This is a genomic window from Actinosynnema sp. NPDC050801 (genome assembly GCF_040673975.1).
Lineage (GTDB): Bacteria > Actinomycetota > Actinomycetes > Mycobacteriales > Pseudonocardiaceae > Actinosynnema.
Map to the genome: position 1 here is coordinate 525,357 of NZ_JBFAQZ010000003.1, position 23,479 is coordinate 548,835.

Below are 23,479 nucleotides of genomic sequence, written 5' to 3' on the forward strand. Positions count from 1 at the left end.
GTCAGCCCCCGGCCCAGAACCGGGTCACGCCGTCCTCCGACACCGTGACCAGCAGCGACCCGTCCCCGCTGAACGCCACGTCGCGCACCGGCGCCGGGTGCGGCACCCAGTACCGGTCCTCCCCCGTCACCACGTCGACCACCCGGACCGTGGCGCCCTCGGTGCACACCGCCACCGCCGCACCCGCCGGGTGGAAGGCGAGCGCCCGGATCGGCGCGTCGAAGGCGACGGTGTGCCGCACCACCGGCCCCGCGTCGGTCAGCTCGGCGATCCGGACCACCCGGTCGATCCCGCCGGTGACCAACTGCCTCAACCGCGGGCTGAACGCGACCGCGCTCACCGGCCGGGCGTGCACGACTTCGCCGCTCGCGGTGCCGGACGTCGGGTCGACCAACCGCACCACGCCGTCCTCGTTGCCCGAGGCCAGGAGCTTGCCGTCCGGGCTGAAGGCCAGCGCCCGCACCTTGCCGTCGCCGTCGAAGCGGTGCCGCGACGCCCCGGTCGTCGCGTCGACGACGGTGGTGGAGCGGTTCGCGCCGGTCGCGATCGCCGTGCCGTCGGGCGAGAACACGACGGACGTGACGGGCGCGGGGTGGCTGTGCCTGCACCGCTCGACACCGGTGGCGATCTCCAGGACCCGTGCCGTCCGGTCGGCGCACGCGGTCGCGACGGCCGTGGCGCTCACCGCGACGGCGTTCACCGACTGGCCGTGGTCCACGGCCCAGCCCGACTGGGCGCCGGCGACGAGGGTGCGGAACAACCTGGCCTTGCCGTCCACGCACCCGGTGACCACGAACTGGTTGTCCGCGCTGAGCGCCAGCGAGGTGACCGGGCCGGGGTGCGGGCGCTCCAGCAACGGCTCGGAGGCCGTGGCGTGCAGGACGACCACCGTCTGGTCGGCGTCGGCGACCGCCGCGACCGGCGCGCCGATCGGCGACATCGCCAGGCGGGTCGCCGCCGCGGCGCGCACGAACCGGACGCGCTCGACACCGGTGTCGTAGACGTGGACGAACCCGCCGCCCTGGCCGGTCTCGCCACCGGTGGCGACCCGGCGGCCGTCCGGGCTGAACGCGATGTCCTCGGCGAAATCGGGACCGTCGTCCGACCACAGCACCGCGCCGGACGCCGCGTCCAGCACCGTCAGCCCGGAGGCCGGGGGCTCGCGATGCCCGTTGGTGGCGGCCAGGAAGCGCAGGTCCGGGCTGAAGACGACCCAGCCGCACTCCTCGATGACCGGCTCGTCGGGGAACCTCGACGCGCCGGTCGTCGCGTCGAACACCCGCGGTCCGAGGTCCAGCGAGCCGGCCCACCAGCGGCCGTCCGGGCTGAACGAGACGTCGAGCAGGTCGAGCGAGTCGTGCACGGGCACGTCCACCCGCACCGGTACGTCCTCATCGGACTCCCCGAGGTGGAACACCGCCGCCTTGCCACCGGCTCGTCCGACGCACACCACCCGCGAGTCCGGGCTGACGGCGAAGCACCTGCTGCCGCGGGTGAGCCGGTGCAGTTCGTTGCCGGTCTCGGCGTCCAGGAGCACGGTCTCGTCGACCAGCATCGCCACCACCGTGCGGGAGTCCGGGCTGAACGCGATCCGGTTGCCCTGGGAGTCGTTGGTGAGGTCGGCGGTCACGCGCCACCGCTCGGCGCCCGTCGTCGCGTCGAACACCCAGACCTCCTGGCTGCCCACGATCCCGCTGGACCACCCCGCGGCGGCGACGGCCCGCCCGTCGGGGCTGATGGACACCGAGTCGGCGAGGGTGATGAAGCTGTCGGTGCCGCTGCGCACTTCACCGGTCGCGGTGTTCAGCACCTCCTTGGTCCGCTGCTCCACGACCGCGCACCACTTGCCGTCCGCGCTCACGTCGAGCGCGGCCACGCCCGAGCGCTCGGGGCGCGTCCAGAGCACGGCGCCGCTCTCCGCGTCGATCACCGAGACCGCGCCCGGCCCACCCTCGGGGGTCGTGGTCGCGCCGACGGCCAAGTGCCTGCTGTCGGCCGTCCACGCGATGGCGGTGACGGCTGCGGGGAACCCGAACGTCTTGTGCGGTCTGCTCACGGCTGCCTCCCGGCGTGGTCGAACGCGTCCCGGTACCGGCGCCAGCGGTCCACCTCGTCGGTGGCGGACGCGGTGAGCAGGCCCTCCGGCGCGGCGCGCAGGATTTCCGGCGCGGACCCGCCCGCGAGCACCCACTCGCCGCTGTCCAGCTCCACGCTGTCCGACCACAGGGTCAGGTCGATCTCGACCACGATCGTGGCCCGCCCGACCAGCGACTTGCGCTCGGACCGGTAGGTCAGCCCGATCCGCACCTCGATCGACACCGACACCAGCCCCAGCACCTCGACCGACCCGCCGATGCGCAGGTAGCCCTCCAGCGACACCGAGCCGTCGCGTTCGAGGGTGAAGCGGACCCCGCCCAGCGCGTGCACCTCGCCGCGCGCCACGACGAAGTCGACGGCGACCTGGGCACCGAACTCCAGTGCCGCCTCCAGCCGCCGCAACCCGTCCCGGTCCAGTTCGATCTCCAGGTAGCCGCCGCCGCCGAACATCAGCACGCTCAGCGCGAACGGCGCCGCCTTGGAGCCGAACGACAGCGACACGCGCACCGGCCGCCCGTCGAACGGCACCTCCACGGCGGTGTGCACGGCGACGTTGCGCAGGGAGAACGCGCCCGTGGCCACCGCCGGGACCGGCAGCGCGTACCGGGCGGTGATCCCGCTCGACGTCACGTCGAGGACCTTGCGGGCCGTGCCGAGGTCCACCGCGTCCTGCAACTCCTCCAGCAGTTGCAGCACGCCGCGGAACTGCGTCTTCAGGCCTTCGATCCGCAGGTCCGGCTCGCGCCCGGCGACCTGGGTGAACTCGATCAGCCCGAACCGCACCTCCAGCAGCGGCTTCGGTCCCGGTGGCAGCACCAGGGCGACGTCGTTGACCCGGCACGTCGTCCTGGCCGTGGGCGAGGTGGTGGCGGTGAGGGTCAGCCGCGATCCCGGCGCGGGCCGGAACGGGCCGTGCGCGACGAGCTTGACGTCCTCCCAGCTCAGCGTGACGTCCGGTGGGCGGCCGGTGTGCACCAACGAGGTGATCTTCGGCGGTGACGTCACCTGCGTGACCAGGTCGCGCAGCGGCAGCCCGAGCAGCGTCGCCTCGGCCGGGAACAGCCGCTTGGGGTCGAGGTGCCCGGTGACCGCGTTCGGCAGCGCGTCGAGGTTCACCGGGCCGAGCGAGCGGGACAGCGCGGTCGCGGTGAAGGCGGGCGAGACCAGGCCGCCGGACCGGTCGGCACGCGCGGTGAAGTCGACCTTGATCGGCTGCGCCAGGTCGAACAGCACGTCCGCCCGGTCGCCCTCGCGCAGGTAGCGCTCGGCGAACGTGACCACCGAGGGCCGGTCGTGGCCCAACAGCGACCGCAGCGCCGGCAGCCGCACCTCCAGTTCGGTGAGGCGGGGCCGGTAGCCGTCGGAGGCCAGCACGCCGGTCGTGACCATCGCGTGCACCTCGTGCACGTCGCCGTCCACGCGGTTGGCCGACCGCACGACGTCGATGTTGGTGCCCGGGGTGGCGACGCGCTCGCGGTAGGACTGCGCGAGCAGCAGGCCCAAGCCGGGGTCGGTGAGCGAGGCGAAGACCGGGGAGTGGTCGGCGACGAAGATCAGAGGCAGGGTGCAGTGCAGGTCGCCGCCCGGCTTGGCGAACCGGATCGGGAACCGCAGCGGCGTCCCGTCCCCCTTCAGCGGGTGGAAGAAGGTCGGCAGCGGCACGCCGGCGGGGGTGGGGAACAGCTGCCAGTTCGTCGGCGTGACCAGGTCGGTGAACGTCCGGGTGGTGATCTCCACCTCGTCGAACGGGAACGCCCGGCGCACCGCCGCGTCGGCGGGCGTGCGCCGCACCGGCTCGGTCACCGTGAGCACGCTCCAGTGCCGCAGCACGGCCGCGCCACCGGCGGCCGGGTCCATGATCCGTTCGGTGACCGTCGCGTGCTGGGCGCGGTGGCCGAACGGGAACAGCACGCCGGTGGTGGAGGTGCGCACGGTCAGGTCCCGGCCCAGCACCGCGCGGTGCCGCCAGTGGAGGTTGTCCCACGCCGCGTCCACCCACAGCGTGCCGCCCGCGGCGCTGAGGTCGAGACGGCTCGCCGCGGCGGGCCGCACGGCCGCGTTCGCCACGATCACCGCCCGTTCCGCAGCGGGCAGCGGGATCACGAAACCGGGGTCGTCCGAAGGGCCCCCGGCGACCGGTCGCAACGCCAGACCGGCGTCCAGCGCGGTGGCGGCGGGTCCGTGCACCCTCGTCCGCCACAGGCCCGTCACGCCGTCCGCCACCACCGGGTCGGCCGGGTGGGCGCACCGCACCGGTCCGGCCGCCACCGGCTCGGTCAGCAGCCGCCACGGCAGCTCGATCGCGGTCTCACCCGATCCGGTGACCAGGCGTGCGTCGGCCAGGGCGCTGAGGAGTCCGGCGGCGGTCAGGGGCACCACGGTGCCGGCGTCGACCGCGACCACCACCCGGCTCGGGCCGCACAGCTGCGACCGCCACACCGGCACGGGCGGGTCGCCGGACAGCAGCGGTGCCGGGGAGAAGGGGGCCGAGGCCTCCTCGGCGACGTGCTGCGGCGGGAACACCACCACGAGCCGCGCGTCGCCGTTCGCGGTGAGCACGGGCGTGCCGTCGGCCGCCGAGGACCGGCTGAAGCCACTCCACGTCACCCCGAGCAGGACGTGGTCCACACCCCGCAGTACCAGGAAGTCCGACATCCGTCGCCTCCTCACCGCCGCAGCGGCCGCCTACCTGGTGAATCGTCCGTTCGGTGGCCACCGTTGCGCGTCACGAGGTCATCCATACGGGTGACGATCCGAACTCGGGCCGGGCAACACGCACCTCACCAAGCGCCCGGCTCCCACTCGACGGCTTTCCTTGACGCGTTGCGCCCGGGCCGTGCGGTCGAGCGCGCCGATGACCTGCGAACACCTGTAACGGCAAGGACCAGCAGGGAGATAGCCCCATAACTGATCTTCGCCAGAACGGATACTTCCATGAAGGATGCGATCCTACTATTATTAGGCGCCATTGCCGGGGTCGTCGCGCAGCAAGCGTACAGATCCGCAAGAGCCACCATGGCCGCACATCGATTGTCCCGCCACCGACGTAAGGCCAAACACTTGGACAGCTCGGCAAAACACTCGCACAACATCCTCACCATCTATCGGAGTGCGGGGATCGCAGACCACCTCTACACCGTCCAGACATTCGCGGGTCAGACCTTGCCCATCCTGCACGACAACGAGATCCCACCAATCGGTCGCATTGACGCAACAACAGAAGATGATCCAGTGGTGCTGGACGACCTCGACGCCAACCCCTTCCCGGTCGACGAGCGGCTCATCAAGAGCAAGATCGCAAGAGGCGCTCGCATCTGGGACGGTCCCGCCGTGTACCTCAAGGGCATGCAGACCGATAGCACGGGAAAGCCCATCTTGACGGCAGGGATCTGCAACTACTACGGCTATGTGACACTCGCACAGCAACTGTCCACCGAAGCGAACAGCTCGACCGGAAGAAAGCCGATCCCCCTCGGCCACTTCGGCCGATTCTCGGACGCGACGAGTGGCAAATTCGGCCCGGTCACCCTCGCCGCAACCGTCACTTGTGTGTTCGACTCCGAGCACGGAGAGCAGTTCATCGCCCTGCAACGCCGTTCGGATGCCGTTGTGAACGCAGCCGGCATGTACGGTGTCGCACCGATCTTCGGCCTGGAGAGCAACCGACTGCGGTCCGCCAAGAGCCGGTATGGAACCATCTACTACAACTTCCTGAAAGAGTTCATCGAGGAGTTCTTCGATCTGGAACCGGTTATTCGCGCGGCCACCACGCCTCGCTCCGATCTGGATTGGATATTCCAACTACCCCATGCGCCCGACCTCGTCGCCCAACTGGACAACGGCGATCTGTCACTCTTCTGCACCGGCCTCGGAATCGATCTCAGTGACGGCAGCTTGACGATCGCCCTGACCGCACACTTCACCTCTCCCGACTACCTGGAAACCCTCAGGTCGACGGCTGTGGGAAGTTGGGAATCCGAGACGGCGACGGCCACTCGCCCTGCGATCGAGTTCGTCGCGGTTGACGACCCTTCGCTCGCCGACCTCGCAACAATCGAGCACATGGACCCTTCGAGCATATTCTCCCTCGACCTGGCCAGACAACATCTCAAGCGAACCCGAGGACAGTCGGCGACATGATCATGACTCGAACTGTGAGGAAGCACTCTGTTGTATACGATGGCGATCAATTAGTTGATCACAGGGATGGTGCATCGACGATTTCGATGACACCTGACGGAGGTCCTGGCAGGAACAGGTGGCCGGGCCGGCGGAATTGGAGTATCAAGCGCGACGGGACGACCACTGCGGAACGTTGACAGACATCAGCACCGCTCCTGTCGAGGTGGCGGGTCACACCGCGAGCAGGCTGGCGCCGCACCTCACCGAAGGCGGCCCTGTGCGCTCATCGCCAGGGCCGGGACCAGTTCCGCGATGATCAGGTCACGGGCGGGGCGCCAGTCGTCGGGGAGGTCGTCACGCGGTGGTGGTCCCGGGTCGAACCGGGGGTCACCGGTGGTCACGACCACCGCTTGGGCGTCCGGCACGAGCGTGATGTGCCGGCCGGCCCAGCCGCCCGCGAACGGGCCGTGCTCGTCGATCCACAGGAGGTAGCCGTACCGGCACCCCTCGGGCGGGCCACCGGGGTTCTGCGGCAGCACCATCTCGGCCGCGTAGCCCGGGTCCACGAGGCTCTCGCCGTGCCACCGGCCTCCGCCGAGCCACAGCCGTCCCAGCGCACCCCGCCCGTGCGCGGGCAGGCGGAGGTGTGCCCAGCCCACGGCGATCCCCTCCGGGTCCGTGGACCAGCCCCAGACCTCGATCCCCAACGGGGTGAACAACCGGGCCGCCGCGTACTCGGCCACGGGCATCCCGACGAACCGGGTCAGGGCGGCGCCCAGGAGGTGCGCCGCCGCGTTGTCGTACCGGAACCGCGTGCCGGGCTTGGTCACCTGCGGCGCCGACGCCAGGTGCCGCACCCAGCCGTGTGGCCGGGAGAAGACCTTGGCCACGTCCCACTCACCCTCGGTCTCGCTGCCGCGGGTCATGGTCAGGAGGTGGCGCAGGGTGTGGTCCTCGGCCGGCGTGCCCGGGATGTCGAGCACCCGCCCGAGCGGTGTGTCCAGGTCGGTGACCAGGCCATCCGCCACCGCGATCCCCACGAGGGTGGACAGCGTGCCTGGGACGTCCCGGCCCCGCGGCCCGCACCATGTCGACTTCCCGCGAGGACCGCACCCGGGTTTCCGGCGACGCGCGCCGGGCGAGCCGTGGCGCCTCCGTCAGCGCTTGCGGACCACCACCCGGAAGGTCTTCAGCTCGGAGTCGGCGGGGTCGGGCAGCATCATGCCGGCGTCGAGGCCCGAGCGGACGTAGTCCACGACGGCCTGGTTGATGACCTCGCCGGGCAGCACGGCCGGCGCGCCGGGCGGGTACGGGGTGACCATCTCGGCGCTGATCCGGCCGACGGCCTGGTCGGCGGGCACCTGCTCGACCTCGGCGAAGAACGCGTCGCGGGGCAGCATCGCGGTCTCCAGTTGCAGCTCGTCGGGCGAGGGCAGGTCGACCGGTGTGGGCCGGGGCAGGTCGTCGGCCGCCTTCACCAGGGCCTCCAGCGCGTCGAGCAGGACGGCGGCGGTGCGGTGGTCGTCGGCGTGGGTGAACTGGGCGACGACGCGGCGGTGGTCGGACAGCCCGAGGGCGACGTCGCGGTGCTCGCGCAGCCAGTCGGCGGCCTGGTAGCCGCTGATGCCCAGGTCGGTCAGGTCGATGACCATCTTGAGCGGGTCGAGGGCGTGCGAGAGACCTTCGCCGACGAACTCGGCCTCGCCCATCACGCGCAGACCGGGCAGCTCGTCGATCGAGGCACAGGTGGCGTGCGCCAGCGCGAGCGCCGCGGTGAGCAGTTCCTCGCCGTGCTGCACCATGTGCCGCCGCCAGCCGTCCAACGTGGCGTAGACCAGCGAGGTCGGGCTCGTGGTGCCCAGCAGGTCCTCGCGCGACTTGAGCGCGTAGGGGTCCACCAGATCGCCCTGGAGGTGGAACACCGAGCTCTGCTCCACCGCCGCGCCGGACTTGTGCACGCTGGTCACGACCACGTCGGCGCCCGCGTCCATGCCCCACTGCGGCAGGTCCGGGTGGAACGGCAGGTGCGCGCCCCACGCCTCGTCCACGATCAGCGGCTTGCCGAACTCGTGGCAGACCTCCGCGATGGCGGCGATGTCACCGGACGTGCCGTAGTCGTTCGGGGTGACCAGCAGCATCCCCTTGGCCTCGGGCTCGGCCCGGAACAGCGCCCGCACCTCGTCCGGGCCCGGCGGGTGCGACAGGTGGCGCTCCGCGTCCCAGTGCGGCGACAGCCACACCGGCGACACGCCGCTGAGGATCAGGGCCGAGGTGACCGACTTGTGCGCGTGCCGGGGCACGATCAGCTTCTCGTGCGGCCCGGCGACCGACAGCATCGCGCTCTTGACCGACAGCGAACTGCCGCACGTGGAGAAGAACGCCTGCTCGGCGTCGACGGCGTCGGCCATGAGCTGCTGCGCCTGCTCGATGACGCCCTGGCTGCTCAGCCGGTCGTCCAGACCGTTGAGCGCGATCACGTCGGAGGCGAACACCGCCTCGCCGACGACCTCCAGCACACGGGGGTCCACACCGAGCCCTGGCGGTGGCCGGGCGGGTTGAACGGCGTGATGCCACGCTCCCGGAACGCCTGCAACGCTTTTAACACCGGTGCTCTGCTGTGGTTCATGCGAATGGAGTAACCAGAAGAGGACCACTTGAACACGCCCGCCGCCGGTCGGGCTACATCACCCGCCGCCGCCGTTGTCCTCCGGGCAGCGGCCCGGTCCCGGACCGGGTGACGGAGGGCACTCCCGACCGGGAACACCGGCACGCGTCGTGCCGTTGTAACGGGTGGTCGGTGCGGTCCGTGTCCCCCGGACCTCACCTGTATCGCCTTCGCGGAACACCGTTCGGCTGGAGCCGCGTCGTGCCACTCGCCGAGAGGCGACCGCCGTACCGACCCCTCGACCTGACCCCTCGACCCGCCCCCGGCCGCAAGCCTCCCCCAGCACGCGGCCCGGGGCTGCCCGCCTCCGGCCGCCGCCTCCCCCCAAGGCGACCGGAGGCCGCTTCTTCCCCGGCGATGCCGCCGCACGCCGGGCACCGCAACACCACCAGCGCACCTCGACCCACCACCGCGACCCACCACCGCGCACGCAGCCCGGGGACAGGCAGTCCCGGGCCGCGTGCGGATAGGGTGGTCGGAGGGGGCCCGCAAGTGTCCTCGGCTCGATCGTTTGCCTGGTCGTCGGAGTTCCGGGCCGGACTGCTCCGACCGGTTCGCGCGACGGTGGAAGGTTGACGCACATGGATGCCGCATCCGAGGCGGTGCCGGTCGTGGCCACCGACTTGCGCGAGCTGGTGGACGGGCTCGCCGTGGTGCTCTGGCAGGCCGACGCGCGGACCCGCCGCTGCACGTTCGTGTCCGCCCACGCCGAGCGGCTGCTGGGCCACCCGGCCGGTCGCTGGCTGGCCGAGCCGGACTTCCTCGGCTCGCTGATCCACCCCGACGACCGGGCCGAGGCCACCGAGGCGCGGTGGCGCGACGAGCCCGGGCGGGACGTGTTCGAGGTGGAGTACCGCGTGGTGACCGCGCGGGGCGACGTGCTGCGGTTGAAGGAGAAGCTGCACGTCGTGCGCGGTGCCGACGGCACGCCGAGGACGGTTCGCGGCGCCTTGAACGACGTCACCGCACGCCACGCGGAGCTGGAGCGGCAGCGGTTCCTCGCCCGCCTCGACCGCGAGTTGCAGCGCCTGGACGACGCCGCGGAGCTGATGGCGCTGGCGACGCGCCTGCTCGGCGAGCACCTGCGGGTGGATCGGTGCGCCTACGCGCGGGCCGAGGCCGACGAGGACCACTTCGTGATGAGCGGCGACCACGCCACCGGGCTGCCGCCGCTGCCCGGCCGGTTCGCCATGGCCGAGTTCGGCGAGGGCGCGCTGCGGGCCATGCGCGCGGGCGAGCCGTGGGTGGTGGAGGACAGCGAGAACGACCCCCGACTCGGTCCGGAGGACCTGGCCGCCTACCGGTTCACCGGCATCCGGGCGGTGATCTGCCTGCCGCTGCTGCGCGGCGGGCGGTTCGCCGCGGCCATGGCCGTGCACCACGCGACCGCCCGGCGCTGGACGCCGGAGGAGGTCGAGGTGGTGTCGGTGGTGGTCAACAGGTGCTGGGAGTCGTTGCAGCGCGCGCACGCCGACCGTGCGCTGCGCGACAGCGAACAGCGCCACCGGCTGCTCGTGGAACGGGCCACCGACGCCATCTGGGTGCTGGACCACGAGCTGCGGTTCGTCGAGGTCAACCAGGCCGCGTGCACGCTGCTCGGGCACGGGCGCGACGACCTGGTCGGCCGGGCGGTGGGAGACCTGGTCGTGCCGGACGCGGTCGGCCGGTTGGCCCGGCTGACCGCCGACCTGTCCGCTGCCCAGGTGGTCACCGAGGTGTGGGGCCTGCGCCGGGTCGACGGCACGGTGGTGGAGGTGGAGCTGAGCATCCAGGCCACGCCCACCGGCGTCCAGGCGATCGGGCGCGACGTCACCGAGCGCCAGCGCGCCGAGGCCGAGCGGGAACGGCTGTTGCAGCACGAGCACGAGATCGCCGAGACGCTGCAGCGCAGCCTGCTGCCCCGCGAGCTGCCCGCGCTGGACCGGCTGGCCACCTCCGCCCGCTACCTGCCCGCCTCCACCCACTCCCACATCGGCGGCGACTGGTACGAGGTACTACCGCTGGACGGCACCGCGGTCGCCCTGTCCGTGGGCGACGTCGTCGGCAAGGGTCCGACCGCCGCGGCGGTGATGGGGCAGCTGCGCAGCGCCCTGGCGGGCTACCTGCTCGACGGTCACTCGCCCGCCGCCGCGCTGGAGCGGCTCGACGCGTTCACCGCCCGGGTCAACGGCGCGGCGGGCAGCACCTGCGCCTGCCTGACGTTCGACTGGAGCACCGGCCGGCTGTGCTGGGCCGTCGCCGGCCACCCGCCACCGCTGGTCCTCGACGCCTCCGGCGGCGCGCGGTTCCTCTCCGGGAACACCGGAGCGGTGCTGGGCGCACCGGGACGCGCGCCCTACCGCGACCACACCACCGACCTGGAACCGGGCGCTTCCGTGGTGCTCTACACCGACGGGCTGGTCGAACGCCGCGGAACGGTGGCCGACCAGGGCCTGGAACGGCTGCTCGACACCGTCCGCAACGCGCACGACCTGCCGCCCCGGGCGCTCAGCGACGCCATCACCGCGTCGCTGCTGGCCGGCGGCCAGGACGACGACGTGGCGCTGGTCGTCGCCCGCCACCTGCCCCCGCCGCTGCGCAACACCGTGCCGGCGCGTCCCGCCGAGCTGTCCGTGATGCGCCGCAACGTCACCGCGTGGGCCTGCACCGCCGGCTTGTCCGCAGACCTGATGGACGACCTCCAACTGGCCCTCGGCGAGGCCGCGGCGAACGCGGTGGACCACGCGTACCCGCCCGACGCGACCGGCGACTTCACCTACGACCTCGCCGCCACCGCCACCGGCGTCCACGTCACGGTCCGCGACCACGGCCGCTGGCGGCCCGAACCCGAGGACAAGGGCAACCGCGGTCGCGGCCTGCAGATCATCCGCACGATCTCCGAACGGGCCGAGTTCCGCCACACCGAGCACGGCACGACCGTCGAGTTCGCCCTCACCGACGAGCCGACGCGGGCACCCGTCCCCGTCGTGGTGGTGGCCGAACCGCCCCACGAGCACGCCCGCGTCACCGACTCCGCCGACGACGCCCCGGTGCAGGTCCTGCGCCTGACCGGCGACATGGACCTCACGACGGTGGAGGACCTGCGCGTGGCCCTGACAGCCGGGATCGACTCGACCGACCCGCGACCGGTCGAGATCGACCTGGGCGGGGTCGGCTACCTCAGCAGCTCGGGCATCGCCCTGCTGCTGGAAGCCGCCGCGATCGCGCACCGCGCCCGCCGCGCCCTGACCGTGCACGCCGTCGAGGGGACCGCGCCCGCGCGCGTGCTGTCCTTGTCCGGCTTGCGCGGACTGACCAGCGACACCCTCTCCATCCGGATCACGGACGACCGGACCGAGGCCGGGTAGGCACCCCGGCACCGACGAGCCGGCCGAGTACCGGACGTGGAGGTCCGCTCCGCAGGCAGACGGCGTGGACCGGATGCCTGATCCGCTCGGCGTCCGGCACTCGTCCACAAGATCGCTATGCGGAACCGGGCGGAGCGGCCATGATGTTGCGGTGACCGAAGCCGAGACGCCCACACCGCGACCGACCACCGCCGTGGATGGCGGTGCGGTGATCGTCAGCATCATCGGGGACATCGACATGTCCAACAGCGACGCGCTGCGCGAACGCTGCGTGGACGTCCTCGACGACGGAGCCGAAGCCCTCGTGGTCGACCTGTCCGGGGTGACGTTCTTCGCCTCCTCGGGCATCGCCGCCCTCAGCCACATCCGGGTGCACAACGCCTCCCGCGAACAGCGCCCGGTGCACGTGGTGGCCAGCCGCAGCGTCCGCCACTCGCTGGAGGTCACCGCGATGGACAAGCTGCTGCCGCTGCACGAGACCTTGGCCGAGGCCCTCGTCGCCGTGCGTGCCGAGACCCGGTAGGCGATCCGGCCCGGCCCGACGGCCGGTGGCGCAGGTCGAACCGCAGGAGCAAACGCTGAAGGCGCGCCGCCGGACCTGTGCCGGGTCCGGCGGCGCGCCCCGGATCAGCTGTTGCGCTCCGAGTACAGGCAGTACAGGTCGAACCCGCCGACACTGGCGTCGAGCTGCTTGACCAGTTCTCCGCTGTCGTCGAAGTCGGCGAGCACGTGGTGCGTGCCCTCGCCCAGGCCGACGTCGAACGAGGGCTTCCCGGTGGGCGCTTCGCAGGCGTTCCCGCCGGTGCCGGGCGCGTAGAACTCCGGGCAGGAGGTGCACGGCGGCAGGGTGAACTCGTGCGCGGTGGAGCCCGCCAGCTTGATGTTGATCGAGCTGTTGACGGTGTTGACGAAGGTGATCGTGATCGGACCGCCCGCGCCGAGGGGTGCCGGCACCGCCACCCGCTCGCCGGTGCCGACGGCCACCTGGGCGGAGATCCGCGCCGACTGGGCCTGCGGCAGGTCGCCATGGCCGGGGAAGGTGCTGACGAACCGGTTCAGCGTGGCGACCGCGTGCTCCGCCCGGCCCTCGCGCAGCTCGTTCAGCCCGCAGTCGAGCATGGCGCGCGGGTACTGGTTCTTCGCCTCGCCCGCCACCTTCGCGGCGACCTCGTTGGTCAGGCCCGCGAAGAAGGCGAGCACGTCCAACACATCGCACGGCCGGCCGGCGGCGAGCGGCGCGGTGGCCGCAGCGTAGAGCGCGTCGAACGCCGCGGGCACCTCCTTGGCGCTCGGCGTGCCACCGAACTCGTCGGCGATCGCCTCAAGAGCGGTGGCCGCCGCCCTGGCGCCGACGGGCGATTCGGCGGTGAGCTGCTTCGCCAGCCGCAGGTAGGCGTCGGCGACCTCCGGGGCGAACGACTCGTCCTCGGAGAGCAGGTCGCGGTAGACCTTGATCGCATCGGCCGGCCGGCCCTCGTCGCGCAGCCGGCGGGCCCAGGTCGAGTAGGTCTCGACGAGCCCGTCGCGGACGAACGGCGTCAGCGGGCTGTCCGGGTGGTCGCGGCGGAACTGGCCGTAGCGCTCCACGGCGGTGGCTTCGTCCTCGGAGTCGGCCGCACGGGTGAAGTCGGCGCACTCGACCAGACCGCGGTTCGCCGCGGCGATGTCCGAGCTGAGCGTCAGCTCGTAGGGCCCGGTCACCGCCTCGAACCGGCCGGTCGCCGCCGCGCAGTCACCGCGGCCCTGAGCGGCGAGCCCGTCGTCGTAGGCGCCGCGTCCCAGCGCGCCGTACCCGATGTACGCGCCCACCACGGCGACCACCGCGATGGCTCCGATCACCACGGGCCGGCGGTTCGCGACCGGCGGGTGCTGCACCGCGATCCGCCGCGCGTCGAGGACGAGGATCACGAGCCAGACCGCCGCCAGGATCCGCCACAACCACGGGTTGGCCGCCGCGTTGGTGGCGAACGCGACGACGACGAGCACGACGGCGAGGACTGCCGCCGTCCACGCCTGCCAACGACGGCGAAGGTAGAAGTAACCGGCACCGACCCCGGTCAGGTTCAACAGCACGGCGGCCGCAGTGGATCGCGGCTCGGGCGGGACCGGGGGTATCCGCAGGATCGGGTCGGTCGGCGTCGGGTCGACCCACTCGCCCTGCCCCTCCGGCCCGATCGGCCGCGCCCACGAATCCGCCACGGCGGGGTAGGCCGCCGGGGGTTCGGAGGAGTGTGCGGTCATCGGACCGGCGGCCACCGGTTCAGCGACCACCGGTCCCGCGACTGGTGAACCAGCGACCACCGGTTCAGCAGCCAGTGGCTCGGCGACTCGTGGCCCTGCGACCACCGGTTCAGCGACCACTGGTCCCACGACTGGTGGTTCAGCGACCACCGAGTCAGCGACCACCGGTCCCACGACTGGTGGTTCAGCGACTGGCGGCTCAGCGACCGGCGGTGCAGCGACCACCGGCTCAGCGACTGGTGCAGCGACTGGTGGTTCAGCAGCCGGCGGCTCAGCGACCACTTGCTCAGCGGCCGGCGGTGCAGCGGCTGGTGGTGCAGCGGCTGGCGGTTCAGCCGGATCCGGTCCGGCGGGCGGCGAGTCGGCCGCTGTCGGCTCGGTGGCCTGCGGTGCTTCCTGCTCCGCCGGCGGCTCTGCCTTCGATCTGTCTTCGCTCATCCCGAATCCCCCCACGACAATGCCCCCGACCCGATGGATAGGGGACCACACCGCGGTCGTCGGCTGCATGGCTTTGCCGGTGACGGGTGCGCTGTGGCCCACATTCGACGCGGATGCCGATCGCATCCGCCTGTACCGAGCCGTCTACCCCTAGGGGTCGGGAGGCCGTCAGGCTCAGGGCTCGACCGGATGTGGCGGGTGGACGGGTGGCCGTAGGGTCCTCGCGTGCCACTCATAGAGACCACCGCGCTGGGAATGCGCTACGACGGCAAGGTGACCGCTCTGGCGGACCTGACGTTGGACATCGAGGCCGGTGTGGTCGGCCTGGTAGGGGTCAACGGCGCGGGGAAGACCACGCTGATCAAGCTCGCGCTGGGGCTGCTCACGCCCACCAGCGGGCGGATCCGCGTGCTCGGACTCGACCCGGTCGCCGAAGGGGAGCAGGTCCGGGCGAAGGTCGGCTACATGCCCGAGCACGACTGCCTCCCACCGGACGTGGTGGCCGCGGAGTTCGTCACGCACATGGCGCGGGTCAGCGGCCTGCCCGCCGCGGCGGCGCGGGAGCGGGCGTCGGAGACGTTGCGGCACGTGGGGCTCTACGAGGAGCGCTACCGCCGGATCGGGGGCTACTCCACCGGCATGAAGCAGCGGGTCAAGCTCGCGCAGGCGCTGGTCCACGACCCCGAACTGCTGCTGCTCGACGAACCGACCAACGGGCTCGACCCGGCGGGCAGGCGGGCGATGCTCGACCTGGTGCACCGCATCGGCACCGAGTTCGGCATCTCGGTGGTGGTCTGCTCCCACCTGCTCGGCGAGATCGAGCGGATCTGCACGTCGCTGGTCGCCATCGACGCGGGCACCCTCCTGCGCTCGGCGACGCTGTCGTCGATGACCGAGCACAACGACCTGCTCGTCGTCGAGATCGACGAGGGCGCCGAGCGGCTGGCCGCCGCGCTCACCGCCGGAGGCCTGGACGTGCGCCGGGTGAACCGCGTGCTGACCGTCCGCCTCGGCGAGGACGACGGCGCGGTGTACGACCTCATCCGGGACGCCGTCGCGGACCTCGACCTCCGACTGCACCGGCTCGAACGCCAGCGGCACCAGGTCGCCGACCTGTTCCGCGACCGTCCGGCCGAGGAGGTGTCCCATGTCTGAGTCCGGCGTCATCCACGACATCGGCTACCAGCGCTACACCGGCCCGAGGCTCGGCCCCGGGTACTCGGCCCGCGCCTTGTACGTCCACAGCGTCCGCAGCGCCTACGGCCTCGGCCGCAGCCCCTGGGCGAAGGTGCTGCCGATCGGGCTGATCGGCCTGGCCGGCCTCGCCTCGCTGATCATCGTGATCATCAACAGCCAGCTGCCCGAGCCGGTGCTCGACTACGTCGGCATCGCCACCACCTTCACCTTCGCCGCGGCGGTGTTCGTCGCCGTGGTCGCGCCCGAGTTGGTGTCGGTGGACCTGCGCACGAACCTGCTGCAGCTGTACCTGTCCCGCCCGCTGGGCCGGTCGAGCTACGCCCTGACCAAGGTCGCCGCGCTGGCCACCGCGACGTTCCTGCTGTTCGCGGCTCCCATGCTGATCATGTTCCTCGGCATGGCCTTCAGCACCGACGACGGCCTCAAGGGGGTGCTCGACGAGTTCGGCGGGCTGCTCGTCGGTCTCGTCGCCGCGGCCGTCCACGCCGCGCTGCTGGCGGCGCTGGGACTGCCGATCGCGTCGCTGTCGGGACGCCGGGTGTTCGCCACCGGCATGATCATCGGTCTCTTCCTGCTCACCGCCCCGATCTCGGGCGTCCTGCGGGAGCTCGACTCCGGGACGATCGGCCAACTCGCCGGGTTGCTCGACCCGAACAGCCTGCTCAACGGCGTGGACCAGTGGCTGTTCGGCGTGGACGTCAGGATCGGCCCGATCGGCTCGTTCGGACCGGTGTACGGCCTGGTGACGGTCGCGCTGGTCGCTCTCGGCGCGATGGCCGCGGTGTGGCGGTACAAGGGGATGAAGTCATGAACACGGTCGAACTCGCCGGCGTCTCCCGCTGGTACGGCAACGTGGTCGCGGTCAACGACGTGACCCTGTCGGTCGGCCCCGGCCTGACCGGCCTGCTCGGACCCAACGGCGCGGGCAAGACCACCGTGCTGCACCTGATGGCGGGCCTGCTGGCCCCGTCGCAGGGCAAGGTCGAGATCGGTGGTGAGCCCGCGTGGGCCAACCCCGCCATGTACCGCAAGCTCGGCCTGGTGACCGAGCGCGAGAGCGTGCCGGGATTCCTCACGGCGTGGGAGTTCGTCCTGGCGGGCGCCAAGCTGCACAAGCTCCCCGACCCCGCGGCCGCCGCTCAGGCGGCGCTGGACCTCGTGGACCTGCGTGACGCGCAGGACCGCCGGATCTCCACGTTCTCCAAGGGGATGCGCCAGCGGAGCCGGGTCGCCGCGGCGTTGGTGCACGACCCGGACGTGCTGCTGCTGGACGAGCCGTTCAACGGCATGGACCCGCGGCAGCGGATGCACATGATGGAGCTGCTGAACGGCATGGCCGAGGAGGGGCGGACGATCGTGTTCAGCTCCCACATCCTGGAGGAGGTCGAGCAGCTCTCCGGCACCGTGCAGGTGATCGTGGCGGGCAGGCTCGCCGCCTCCGGCGACTACCGGCACATCCGGCGGCTGATGACCACCCGACCGCACGTGTTCACCATCGCCTCCTCCGACGACCGCCTGCTCGCGACGGCGCTGATGGGCGAACCGTCGGTCTCCGGGGTGAGCATCGCCGAGGCGGGCCTTCAGGTGCACACCAGCGACTACGGCACCTTCACCCGTGCCCTGGCCAAGCTCGCCAAGGCGCGGGACATCCGGCTGACCACGATCCTGCCTTCGGACGAGTCCCTCGAGAACGTCTTCTCCTACCTGGTGACCACATGAACCCGACGATCATCCGGCTCACGTTGCGGGCCCTCCTCGGCCGCAAGCGCGTCCTGCTGCTGCTCCCCATGCCGATCATCCTGCTCGGGCTCACCCTGCTGGGCGTCGCCAGCGAGGACGAGTACGTGACCCCGGCCGACTGGGGTCCGCTGGTGTTCTCCAACCTCGGGCTGGCGGTCGTCCTGCCGCTGACCGCGCTGATCATCGGCAGCAGCGCGCTCGGCCTGGAGATCGACGACGGCACCATCACCCACCTGATCACCAAGCCGCTGCCGCGCTCGGAGATCATCCTGTCCAAGCTCCTGGTGGCCTGGCTGGTGACCACCGCGGCCACCGCCCTGCCGCTGGCCGTCGCGGCCGTGATCGCGGGCTCCGGCGCGCTGGCCGTCGGCCTGGTCGTCGCCACGGCCTTGGGCGCGTTGGCCTACAGCGCCGTGTTCCTCGCCCTGAGCGTGATGACCAAGCGACCGGTCGCCGTCGGTCTGATCTACATCGTGCTGTGGGAGAACCTGCTGGTGTCGTTCGTCGACGGCGCCCGCGTGTTCAGCATCCGCCAGCACGCGACGGCCATCGCGGACGCGATCGGCGACACCCCGCTGATCTCCTCGACGGTGTCGGTGCCGACCGCGTTGGTCATGCTGTCGGTGTTCGTCGTGGCGGGCACGGTCGGGGCCACCTGGCGGCTGCGGTCGTTCGCGCTGACGGGCGAGGCGAACTAGGGCCGGTGGTGCAAGCCGGTCAGGAGTCGTGATCGGCTCGGGCGACCACCGGATCCGACCAGCCCCGCGAGAGGGGTAGACGGCCGGATCGGAGCGCGTCGCGCTGGCGGGTCACCCACTGCTCGACCTGGTCCGCGGAGTGCGCGACGGGCTGGTCGGTGGTGTCGAGCAGGTGGGTGCACCACCGCCGGTCGTCGGCAGTCCACCCGGTCCAACGGTGCCAGGCCATCCGGGGCCGGCTGTCGTCGACGATGGCCTCGGGTCGGTGCCGGGGATCCTCGGCGTGCCCGCGGTGCCAGGCGGCCCAGCCGAGGAAGGCGTCGACCGCCGGAGCGTCCCACCGTCCCGCGTCGCGCAGGGCGAGCCTGCTGCGCCGGACCTCGTCGGACACGTCGACCAGGCACACCGCGATGCCGTCCAGCAACGGGGCGTCGGGGGTGGCCAGGACCTCTCCGAGCGGGGATTGCCCGGTCAGCAGGAGGTCGACGCCGCGGTCCTGGTACTCCAGCGCACGGCGCACCCACACCTCGTTCATGCGGTGGCGCCACCGGCGATCGGCGCCTACCGGTACGCCGACCTCGTCGAAGTCGTGCACGGCGAGCCGCTCCAGCCGGTCGCCCACGGCGCGGGCGAGCGTGGTCTTGCCCGAACAGCTGGAACCGGTCAGCGTGAGCAGCATCGCACCAGGGTCGCAGGCCAGGAGCGTTGTCCTCGAAAGGTTTTCCCGCGACTCCTCGCCGCGACCCGCCGGCCGTCGTCGGGCTCGGTGGCGACGCCGCCGGGAGGCTCCTGCCGCCCCGCACCCGGCAGCGGAGCAAGTGGGTGTCGCACCACAGGAGCCCGACCTCCCCCGAGCAGCGGGACGCGTGGCGTCAACCGTGCCGGGCGAACATCTCCCGGATCTCAGCCAGCGCGGCGACCCGCTCGGCCTCGTCGTCGTACCAGTAAGCCCGGCTCTCGACCACCGACTCGGCGGTGAACTCCAGCCCGAACAGGTACGCCTCGGTGCAGTACATGAACCCCGACTCGCCCAACGGGTCCAAGCCCTTCTCCTCGCAGTACGCCAGGAGCCCGTCGGCCTCCCGCCACTGCTCGCCGTCGAACCAGAACACCCCGCCGGCGTGGTGGATCGTGTTCCCGGTCGCCTCGTCGACGTGGTTCAGCGACTCGTAGTACTCCGGACGGTTGCGCACCAAGCCCACGAGGTCCTCGGGAACACCCCGGTAGATCGACTCCTGGACCGGGTAACCACCCCGCCCGTACAGGTTCAGCTCCGACTCGTGGTCGAACGTCAGCAACATCGCGCGCCCGTCCGGCGTGAAGTACCAGACGGCCGACTGCCCACCGGAGTCGTTCCACGCGAACCGCTCGGCGCCGTCCACCACCACCGGCACGACCTCGGCGATCTCACCGATGATCGCCGCGCGCCGCCTCACCTCGGCCAGCGGAGTGGTCACGAAGCCCTCCCACATGTCCACAGTCATGCGCTGAGGTTAGTGACCACCACCGACAATTCCGGGTCCACCCGACTTCGCCATCCGACCTCGACGGCTGTGGTGACGTCGACCGGTGCTGGTCATCGCCGGATGTCGAGCACGGGCGCCACGGCGATGTCGTGCATGCGCCAGTCCGCCTCCCGCAGGAGTCGGCCCAGCCGTTCGAGCCGCTCCACGAGGTCGTCGGTGCCGGGCTCGGGCACGACGAGCACCTCGCCGACGAAGACGTGCCCTTCCTCGCGCAGCCGTATCCAGGCGTCCTGGACCCAGGGCTGGTCGAGGGCGAGCGCGGTGAGCCTGGCGAGCAGGGGGTGCTGCCGGTCGTCGGTCACCGTGCGGGGTCGGCGGTCCATGAGGTCGGCGACGGCGGTGCGGGTGGTGCGCAGCCCGTCGCGGACGATGTCGGCGGAAATGATGATCGCGGCGACGGCGTCGGCCCACCACAGCCCGGCGCCGATGCAGATGATCCCGAGGATGGCCGAGCCGGCGGTGAGCCAGTCCGCGCGGTTCATCTCGGCGTCGGCGTGCAGGACCTTGTCGTGCAGTTGCTCGGCCAGCTTCGCCTTGGCGCGGCCGAGCAGGATCGCGGGGACCATCGTCGCCAGCAGGACGGCGATCATCGGCCAACCCAGCCACAGGGTGTGGCCGAACACCTCGATCAACCCGATCGGTGGGCGTTCGCCCTGCACGAGCCGCAGCACGGACTCGACGAGGATGTAGCCGCCGAGGGTCAGCAGCGCCAGGGCGGAGGCCAGGAACGCGATCGCCACCGAGCGGTGGTACCCGTAGGGGTGCTCGGCGTCGGGAGGTCGGTTGCGGTAGCGGTTCGCGACCAGGAACGCGATCGGCGGCGCCAGGGCGAGGATGTCCTCGACCCAGGCGGCCTTCATGGCCTGGGACTGGCCGAGCACGACGGCCAGCGCGGTGATCGCGACGACGAAGAACGCGATCGTCCACCATTCGAGGCGGACGGCGCGGCGGTGCAGCGCCGCCTTCTCGGGCGGCAGCTCGTAGCGATCGTGGATCGCGGCCATGTCAGGCCCCCGCGCGGTGGGCGTCGAGCAGCAGGCGGCGGACCTCGTCGTCGTCCAGCGCCAGCAGGAACCGTTCGACGGTGCTCTGCCAGGCGTTCTCGCCCGGCGGCACCGCCATGACGTGGTCGAGGCTCGACAGGTGGGTGCCGGTGTCGGTCAGCCCGGCCGCGTCCACCAGCCAGTCCGGGACGACCGCGGCGCCGTCGGGACGTTCGGGGAGGTCGGCCACGGGGACGGCGGTCGCGTCGTGGTCGGACAGCAGCGCGACCTCGGCGCTGCCCTCCCGCACCAGCACCCGTTGTCCGGCGATGTCGGTCGGTGTTCCCGCGGGCACGGCGACGACCTCCTCCGTGGTCAGGTAGTCGGTGGTCAGGGCGACGTCCCGCACCCAGAGCGACTTGGCGTCCAGTCCCGCGACCACGAGGTCGAGGCCGCGCTCGGACAGGGCCGTCATGAGTTCGGCCTCACCTCCGCGCACCCACTGCACGCGGGCGCCCAGGCTGTCCGCCAAGCGCTGCACCAGGACGCTCTCCGCACCGCCCGGTGGCCGCTCGTCCCCACGGTCTCCGGCGACGACCACCCACGGCGGGTCGTGCGCGACACCGACCCTGATCGTGCCGTCCCGCACGCGGTCCAGCGTCCCGTCTGCGTCACGAGGCCACTGGCAACCGCCGGCCGACAGCACGACCAGCGCCACCGCCGCGATCCGGGTCCACGCGCGTCGAGCGATCACAGCCGATCCCATGTCGATGATGTTGCCCGGACGGTCGAGCCCCAACCATCGGGCGATGCGACGGCGGGCCGCGACCTCGGAGTCCCGCCGTCGCCCGCTCAGGCCGAGCGCGGGTCGGGCGTCCGTTCGAAGCACGTCTCCAGCACCACGACGGCATTCGTGCCGGACACACCGGCGATGTCGTGCACGTCCTTCAGCACCGCCTGCAACGCGCGCGTACCCGCCGTGCGCACCTTGAGCAGCAACGACGCCGTCCCCGCCACGATGTGCGCCTCCTCCACCGCGGGCAGCGCGCGCAGCGCGTCGGCCGTCTCCGGCGAGCCGACCCACGCCGACGAGTCGACCAGCACGAACGCCAGCACGTCCAGCCCGAGCGCGACCGGGTCGATCTCCACCGTCGTCCGCCTGATCACCCCCCGATCGCGCAGCTTGCGCACCCTCTCGTGCGCCGCCGCCGCCGACAGCCCGACCTCCGCGCCCAACACGGCGTACGACTGCGTGGCGTCCTCCCGCAGCGCCGCCAGCACAGCCCGGTCGATATCGTCCACACCCACCTCCACCTGACCTCATCAAGCAGTATAGGTTATCGACCAGATGAGATTCGGCGATCAAGGGGAATGCGTGGACGTCATACCGACGAAGGTGGAATCGTTCGACGACCGACTGCTGCTGTTCGGCGACGACCTGCTGGAGCGCCTGGCCACCGGGTGCAAGTGGACCGAGGGCCCCGCCTACGTCCCCGCCGGCCGGTACCTGCTGTTCAGCGACATCCCCAACGACCGCGTCCTGCGCTGGGACGAGACCACCGGCCACGTCGGGGTGTTCCGCTCACCCGCCGGCTACGCCAACGGCCGCACCCTCGACGCGCAGGGCCGCGTGGTCACCTGTGAGCAGGGCGAGCGCCGGGTCGTGCGCACCGAGCACGACGGCTCCACCACGGTCATCGCCGACCGCTTCGACGGCAAGCGGTTCAACAGTCCCAACGACGTCGTGGTCGCGGCCGACGGCGGTGTGTGGTTCACCGACCCGCCCTACGGCATCCTCAGCGACTACGAGGGCGTGCGCGCGGAGTCCGAGATCGGGGCCTGCCACGTCTTCCGCGCCGATCCCGCGACCGGCGCGGTCGAGGTCGTCGCGGACGACTTCGTGCGCCCCAACGGCCTCGCGTTCTCCCCCGACGGCACCCGGCTCTACATCGTGGACACGCGCCGCAACCACATCCGGGGCTTCGACGTGGACGGTGCGCGGCTGCACGGCGGCGACGAGGTGGCCGGCTGCACGAACGGCCAGTTCGACGGCATCCGCCTGGACGAGCATGGCCGGATCTGGGCCGCCGCCGGGGACGGCGTCCACTGCATCCACCCCGACGGCACGCTGCTGGGCCGGATCGGCGTGCCCGAGGTGGTGTCGAACGTGTGCTTCGGCGGCCCCAAGCGCAACCGCCTGTTCATCACCGCCACCACTTCGGTCTACACGCTGCTGTTCAACGTCAACGGCGCCCGACCGCCCTGCTGACCGAGCGCTGTCGACCGTCGCCGAAGTGCGGGTCCGCAACGGACCGACGACGATCCCCGCCCGCTCCGACCGGCCTGTCCGACCGGGTTCCGGCATCGCTTCCACCGCGAATCGCCCGCCGGAGGTGTGAAATCGGTGCGAGTTGGGCAACCCCGT

Annotated in this window: 18 protein-coding genes; 8 read left to right on the top strand and 10 right to left on the bottom strand. The window is 71.8% G+C overall.

Annotation, left to right across the window (positions count from 1 at the left end):
• Position 1: 1 nt before the first annotated feature.
• On the bottom strand, positions 2–2,056 hold the full coding sequence (locus tag AB0K14_RS10280; RefSeq protein WP_360461242.1) for a PQQ-binding-like beta-propeller repeat protein: 2,055 nt from the start codon (positions 2,054–2,056) through the stop codon (positions 2–4).
• Entirely contained in the window at positions 2,053–4,752 is a 2,700-nt protein-coding gene (locus tag AB0K14_RS10285; RefSeq protein WP_360461239.1) for a hypothetical protein, read from the bottom strand. The genes AB0K14_RS10280 and AB0K14_RS10285 overlap by 4 nt, the downstream gene beginning before the upstream one ends.
• A 279-nt stretch (positions 4,753–5,031) precedes the next feature.
• Between AB0K14_RS10285 and AB0K14_RS10290 the strand changes: the two genes are divergently transcribed.
• On the top strand, positions 5,032–6,237 hold the full coding sequence (locus AB0K14_RS10290) for a hypothetical protein (RefSeq protein ID WP_360461235.1): 1,206 nt from the start codon (positions 5,032–5,034) through the stop codon (positions 6,235–6,237).
• Positions 6,238–6,479: 242 nt separating this feature from the next.
• On the opposite strand, the gene AB0K14_RS10295 is transcribed toward AB0K14_RS10290, so the two are convergent.
• Both AB0K14_RS10295 and AB0K14_RS10300 read right to left on the bottom strand, forming a co-directional pair.
• Complete coding sequence (locus AB0K14_RS10295) at positions 6,480–7,259, bottom strand: serine hydrolase (RefSeq protein ID WP_360461232.1); 780 nt, start codon at positions 7,257–7,259, stop codon at positions 6,480–6,482.
• A 117-nt stretch (positions 7,260–7,376) separates the two neighbouring features.
• Positions 7,377–8,747, bottom strand: a complete 1,371-nt coding sequence (locus AB0K14_RS10300; RefSeq protein WP_360461229.1) for an ornithine decarboxylase — start codon at positions 8,745–8,747, stop codon at positions 7,377–7,379.
• 718 nt (positions 8,748–9,465) lie between these two features.
• Between AB0K14_RS10300 and AB0K14_RS10305 the strand changes: the two genes are divergently transcribed.
• Together AB0K14_RS10305 and AB0K14_RS10310 are read left to right on the top strand one after the other, a co-directional pair.
• Positions 9,466–12,231 carry a SpoIIE family protein phosphatase gene (locus tag AB0K14_RS10305; RefSeq protein ID WP_360461226.1) on the top strand — a complete coding sequence of 922 codons (2,766 nt, stop codon included), beginning with the start codon at positions 9,466–9,468 and terminating at the stop codon, positions 12,229–12,231.
• Between the two features lie 151 nt (positions 12,232–12,382).
• Positions 12,383–12,754, top strand: a complete 372-nt coding sequence (locus AB0K14_RS10310) for an STAS domain-containing protein (protein ID WP_360461223.1) — start codon at positions 12,383–12,385, stop codon at positions 12,752–12,754.
• Positions 12,755–12,858: 104 nt separating this feature from the next.
• Here the strand turns inward: AB0K14_RS10310 and AB0K14_RS10315 are convergent, their stop codons facing one another.
• On the bottom strand, positions 12,859–14,472 hold the full coding sequence (locus AB0K14_RS10315; protein ID WP_360465484.1) for a hypothetical protein: 1,614 nt from the start codon (positions 14,470–14,472) through the stop codon (positions 12,859–12,861).
• A 663-nt stretch (positions 14,473–15,135) separates the two neighbouring features.
• Between AB0K14_RS10315 and AB0K14_RS10320 the strand changes: the two genes are divergently transcribed.
• From AB0K14_RS10320 to AB0K14_RS10335, 4 genes are read left to right on the top strand one after another with little or no spacing between them, the layout of a single operon-like run.
• Complete coding sequence (locus AB0K14_RS10320; protein WP_360465487.1) at positions 15,136–16,065, top strand: ABC transporter ATP-binding protein; 930 nt, start codon at positions 15,136–15,138, stop codon at positions 16,063–16,065.
• Positions 16,058–16,918, top strand: a complete 861-nt coding sequence (locus tag AB0K14_RS10325; protein ID WP_360465489.1) for a hypothetical protein — start codon at positions 16,058–16,060, stop codon at positions 16,916–16,918. Before AB0K14_RS10320 ends, AB0K14_RS10325 begins: the two co-directional genes overlap by 8 nt.
• The gene (locus tag AB0K14_RS10330; RefSeq protein WP_360465492.1) at positions 16,915–17,826 is read left to right on the top strand and encodes an ABC transporter ATP-binding protein; all 912 of its coding nucleotides are present in this window, start codon (positions 16,915–16,917) and stop codon (positions 17,824–17,826) included. The genes AB0K14_RS10325 and AB0K14_RS10330 overlap by 4 nt, the downstream gene beginning before the upstream one ends.
• The gene (locus AB0K14_RS10335; RefSeq protein ID WP_360465495.1) at positions 17,823–18,545 is read left to right on the top strand and encodes an ABC transporter permease subunit; all 723 of its coding nucleotides are present in this window, start codon (positions 17,823–17,825) and stop codon (positions 18,543–18,545) included. Before AB0K14_RS10330 ends, AB0K14_RS10335 begins: the two co-directional genes overlap by 4 nt.
• A 19-nt stretch (positions 18,546–18,564) precedes the next feature.
• Here the strand turns inward: AB0K14_RS10335 and AB0K14_RS10340 are convergent, their stop codons facing one another.
• From AB0K14_RS10340 to AB0K14_RS10360, 5 genes are all read right to left on the bottom strand, one after another.
• A complete protein-coding gene (locus AB0K14_RS10340; protein ID WP_360465498.1) occupies positions 18,565–19,224 on the bottom strand; it encodes a hypothetical protein in 660 nt (219 codons plus the stop codon).
• Positions 19,225–19,417: 193 nt separating this feature from the next.
• Positions 19,418–20,029, bottom strand: a complete 612-nt coding sequence (locus tag AB0K14_RS10345; RefSeq protein ID WP_360465501.1) for a hypothetical protein — start codon at positions 20,027–20,029, stop codon at positions 19,418–19,420.
• A gap of 92 nt (positions 20,030–20,121) precedes the next feature.
• Entirely contained in the window at positions 20,122–21,075 is a 954-nt protein-coding gene (locus AB0K14_RS10350) for a cation diffusion facilitator family transporter (protein ID WP_360465504.1), read from the bottom strand.
• A 1-nt stretch (position 21,076) separates the two neighbouring features.
• Complete coding sequence (locus AB0K14_RS10355) at positions 21,077–21,808, bottom strand: transporter substrate-binding domain-containing protein (RefSeq protein WP_360465507.1); 732 nt, start codon at positions 21,806–21,808, stop codon at positions 21,077–21,079.
• Positions 21,809–21,906: 98 nt separating this feature from the next.
• Positions 21,907–22,356, bottom strand: a complete 450-nt coding sequence (locus tag AB0K14_RS10360) for an Lrp/AsnC family transcriptional regulator (RefSeq protein ID WP_360465510.1) — start codon at positions 22,354–22,356, stop codon at positions 21,907–21,909.
• A 73-nt stretch (positions 22,357–22,429) separates the two neighbouring features.
• Here AB0K14_RS10360 and AB0K14_RS10365 point away from each other — a divergent pair, with 73 nt between their 5' ends.
• Entirely contained in the window at positions 22,430–23,323 is an 894-nt protein-coding gene (locus AB0K14_RS10365) for an SMP-30/gluconolactonase/LRE family protein (RefSeq protein WP_360465513.1), read from the top strand.
• Positions 23,324–23,479: the final 156 nt, after the last annotated feature.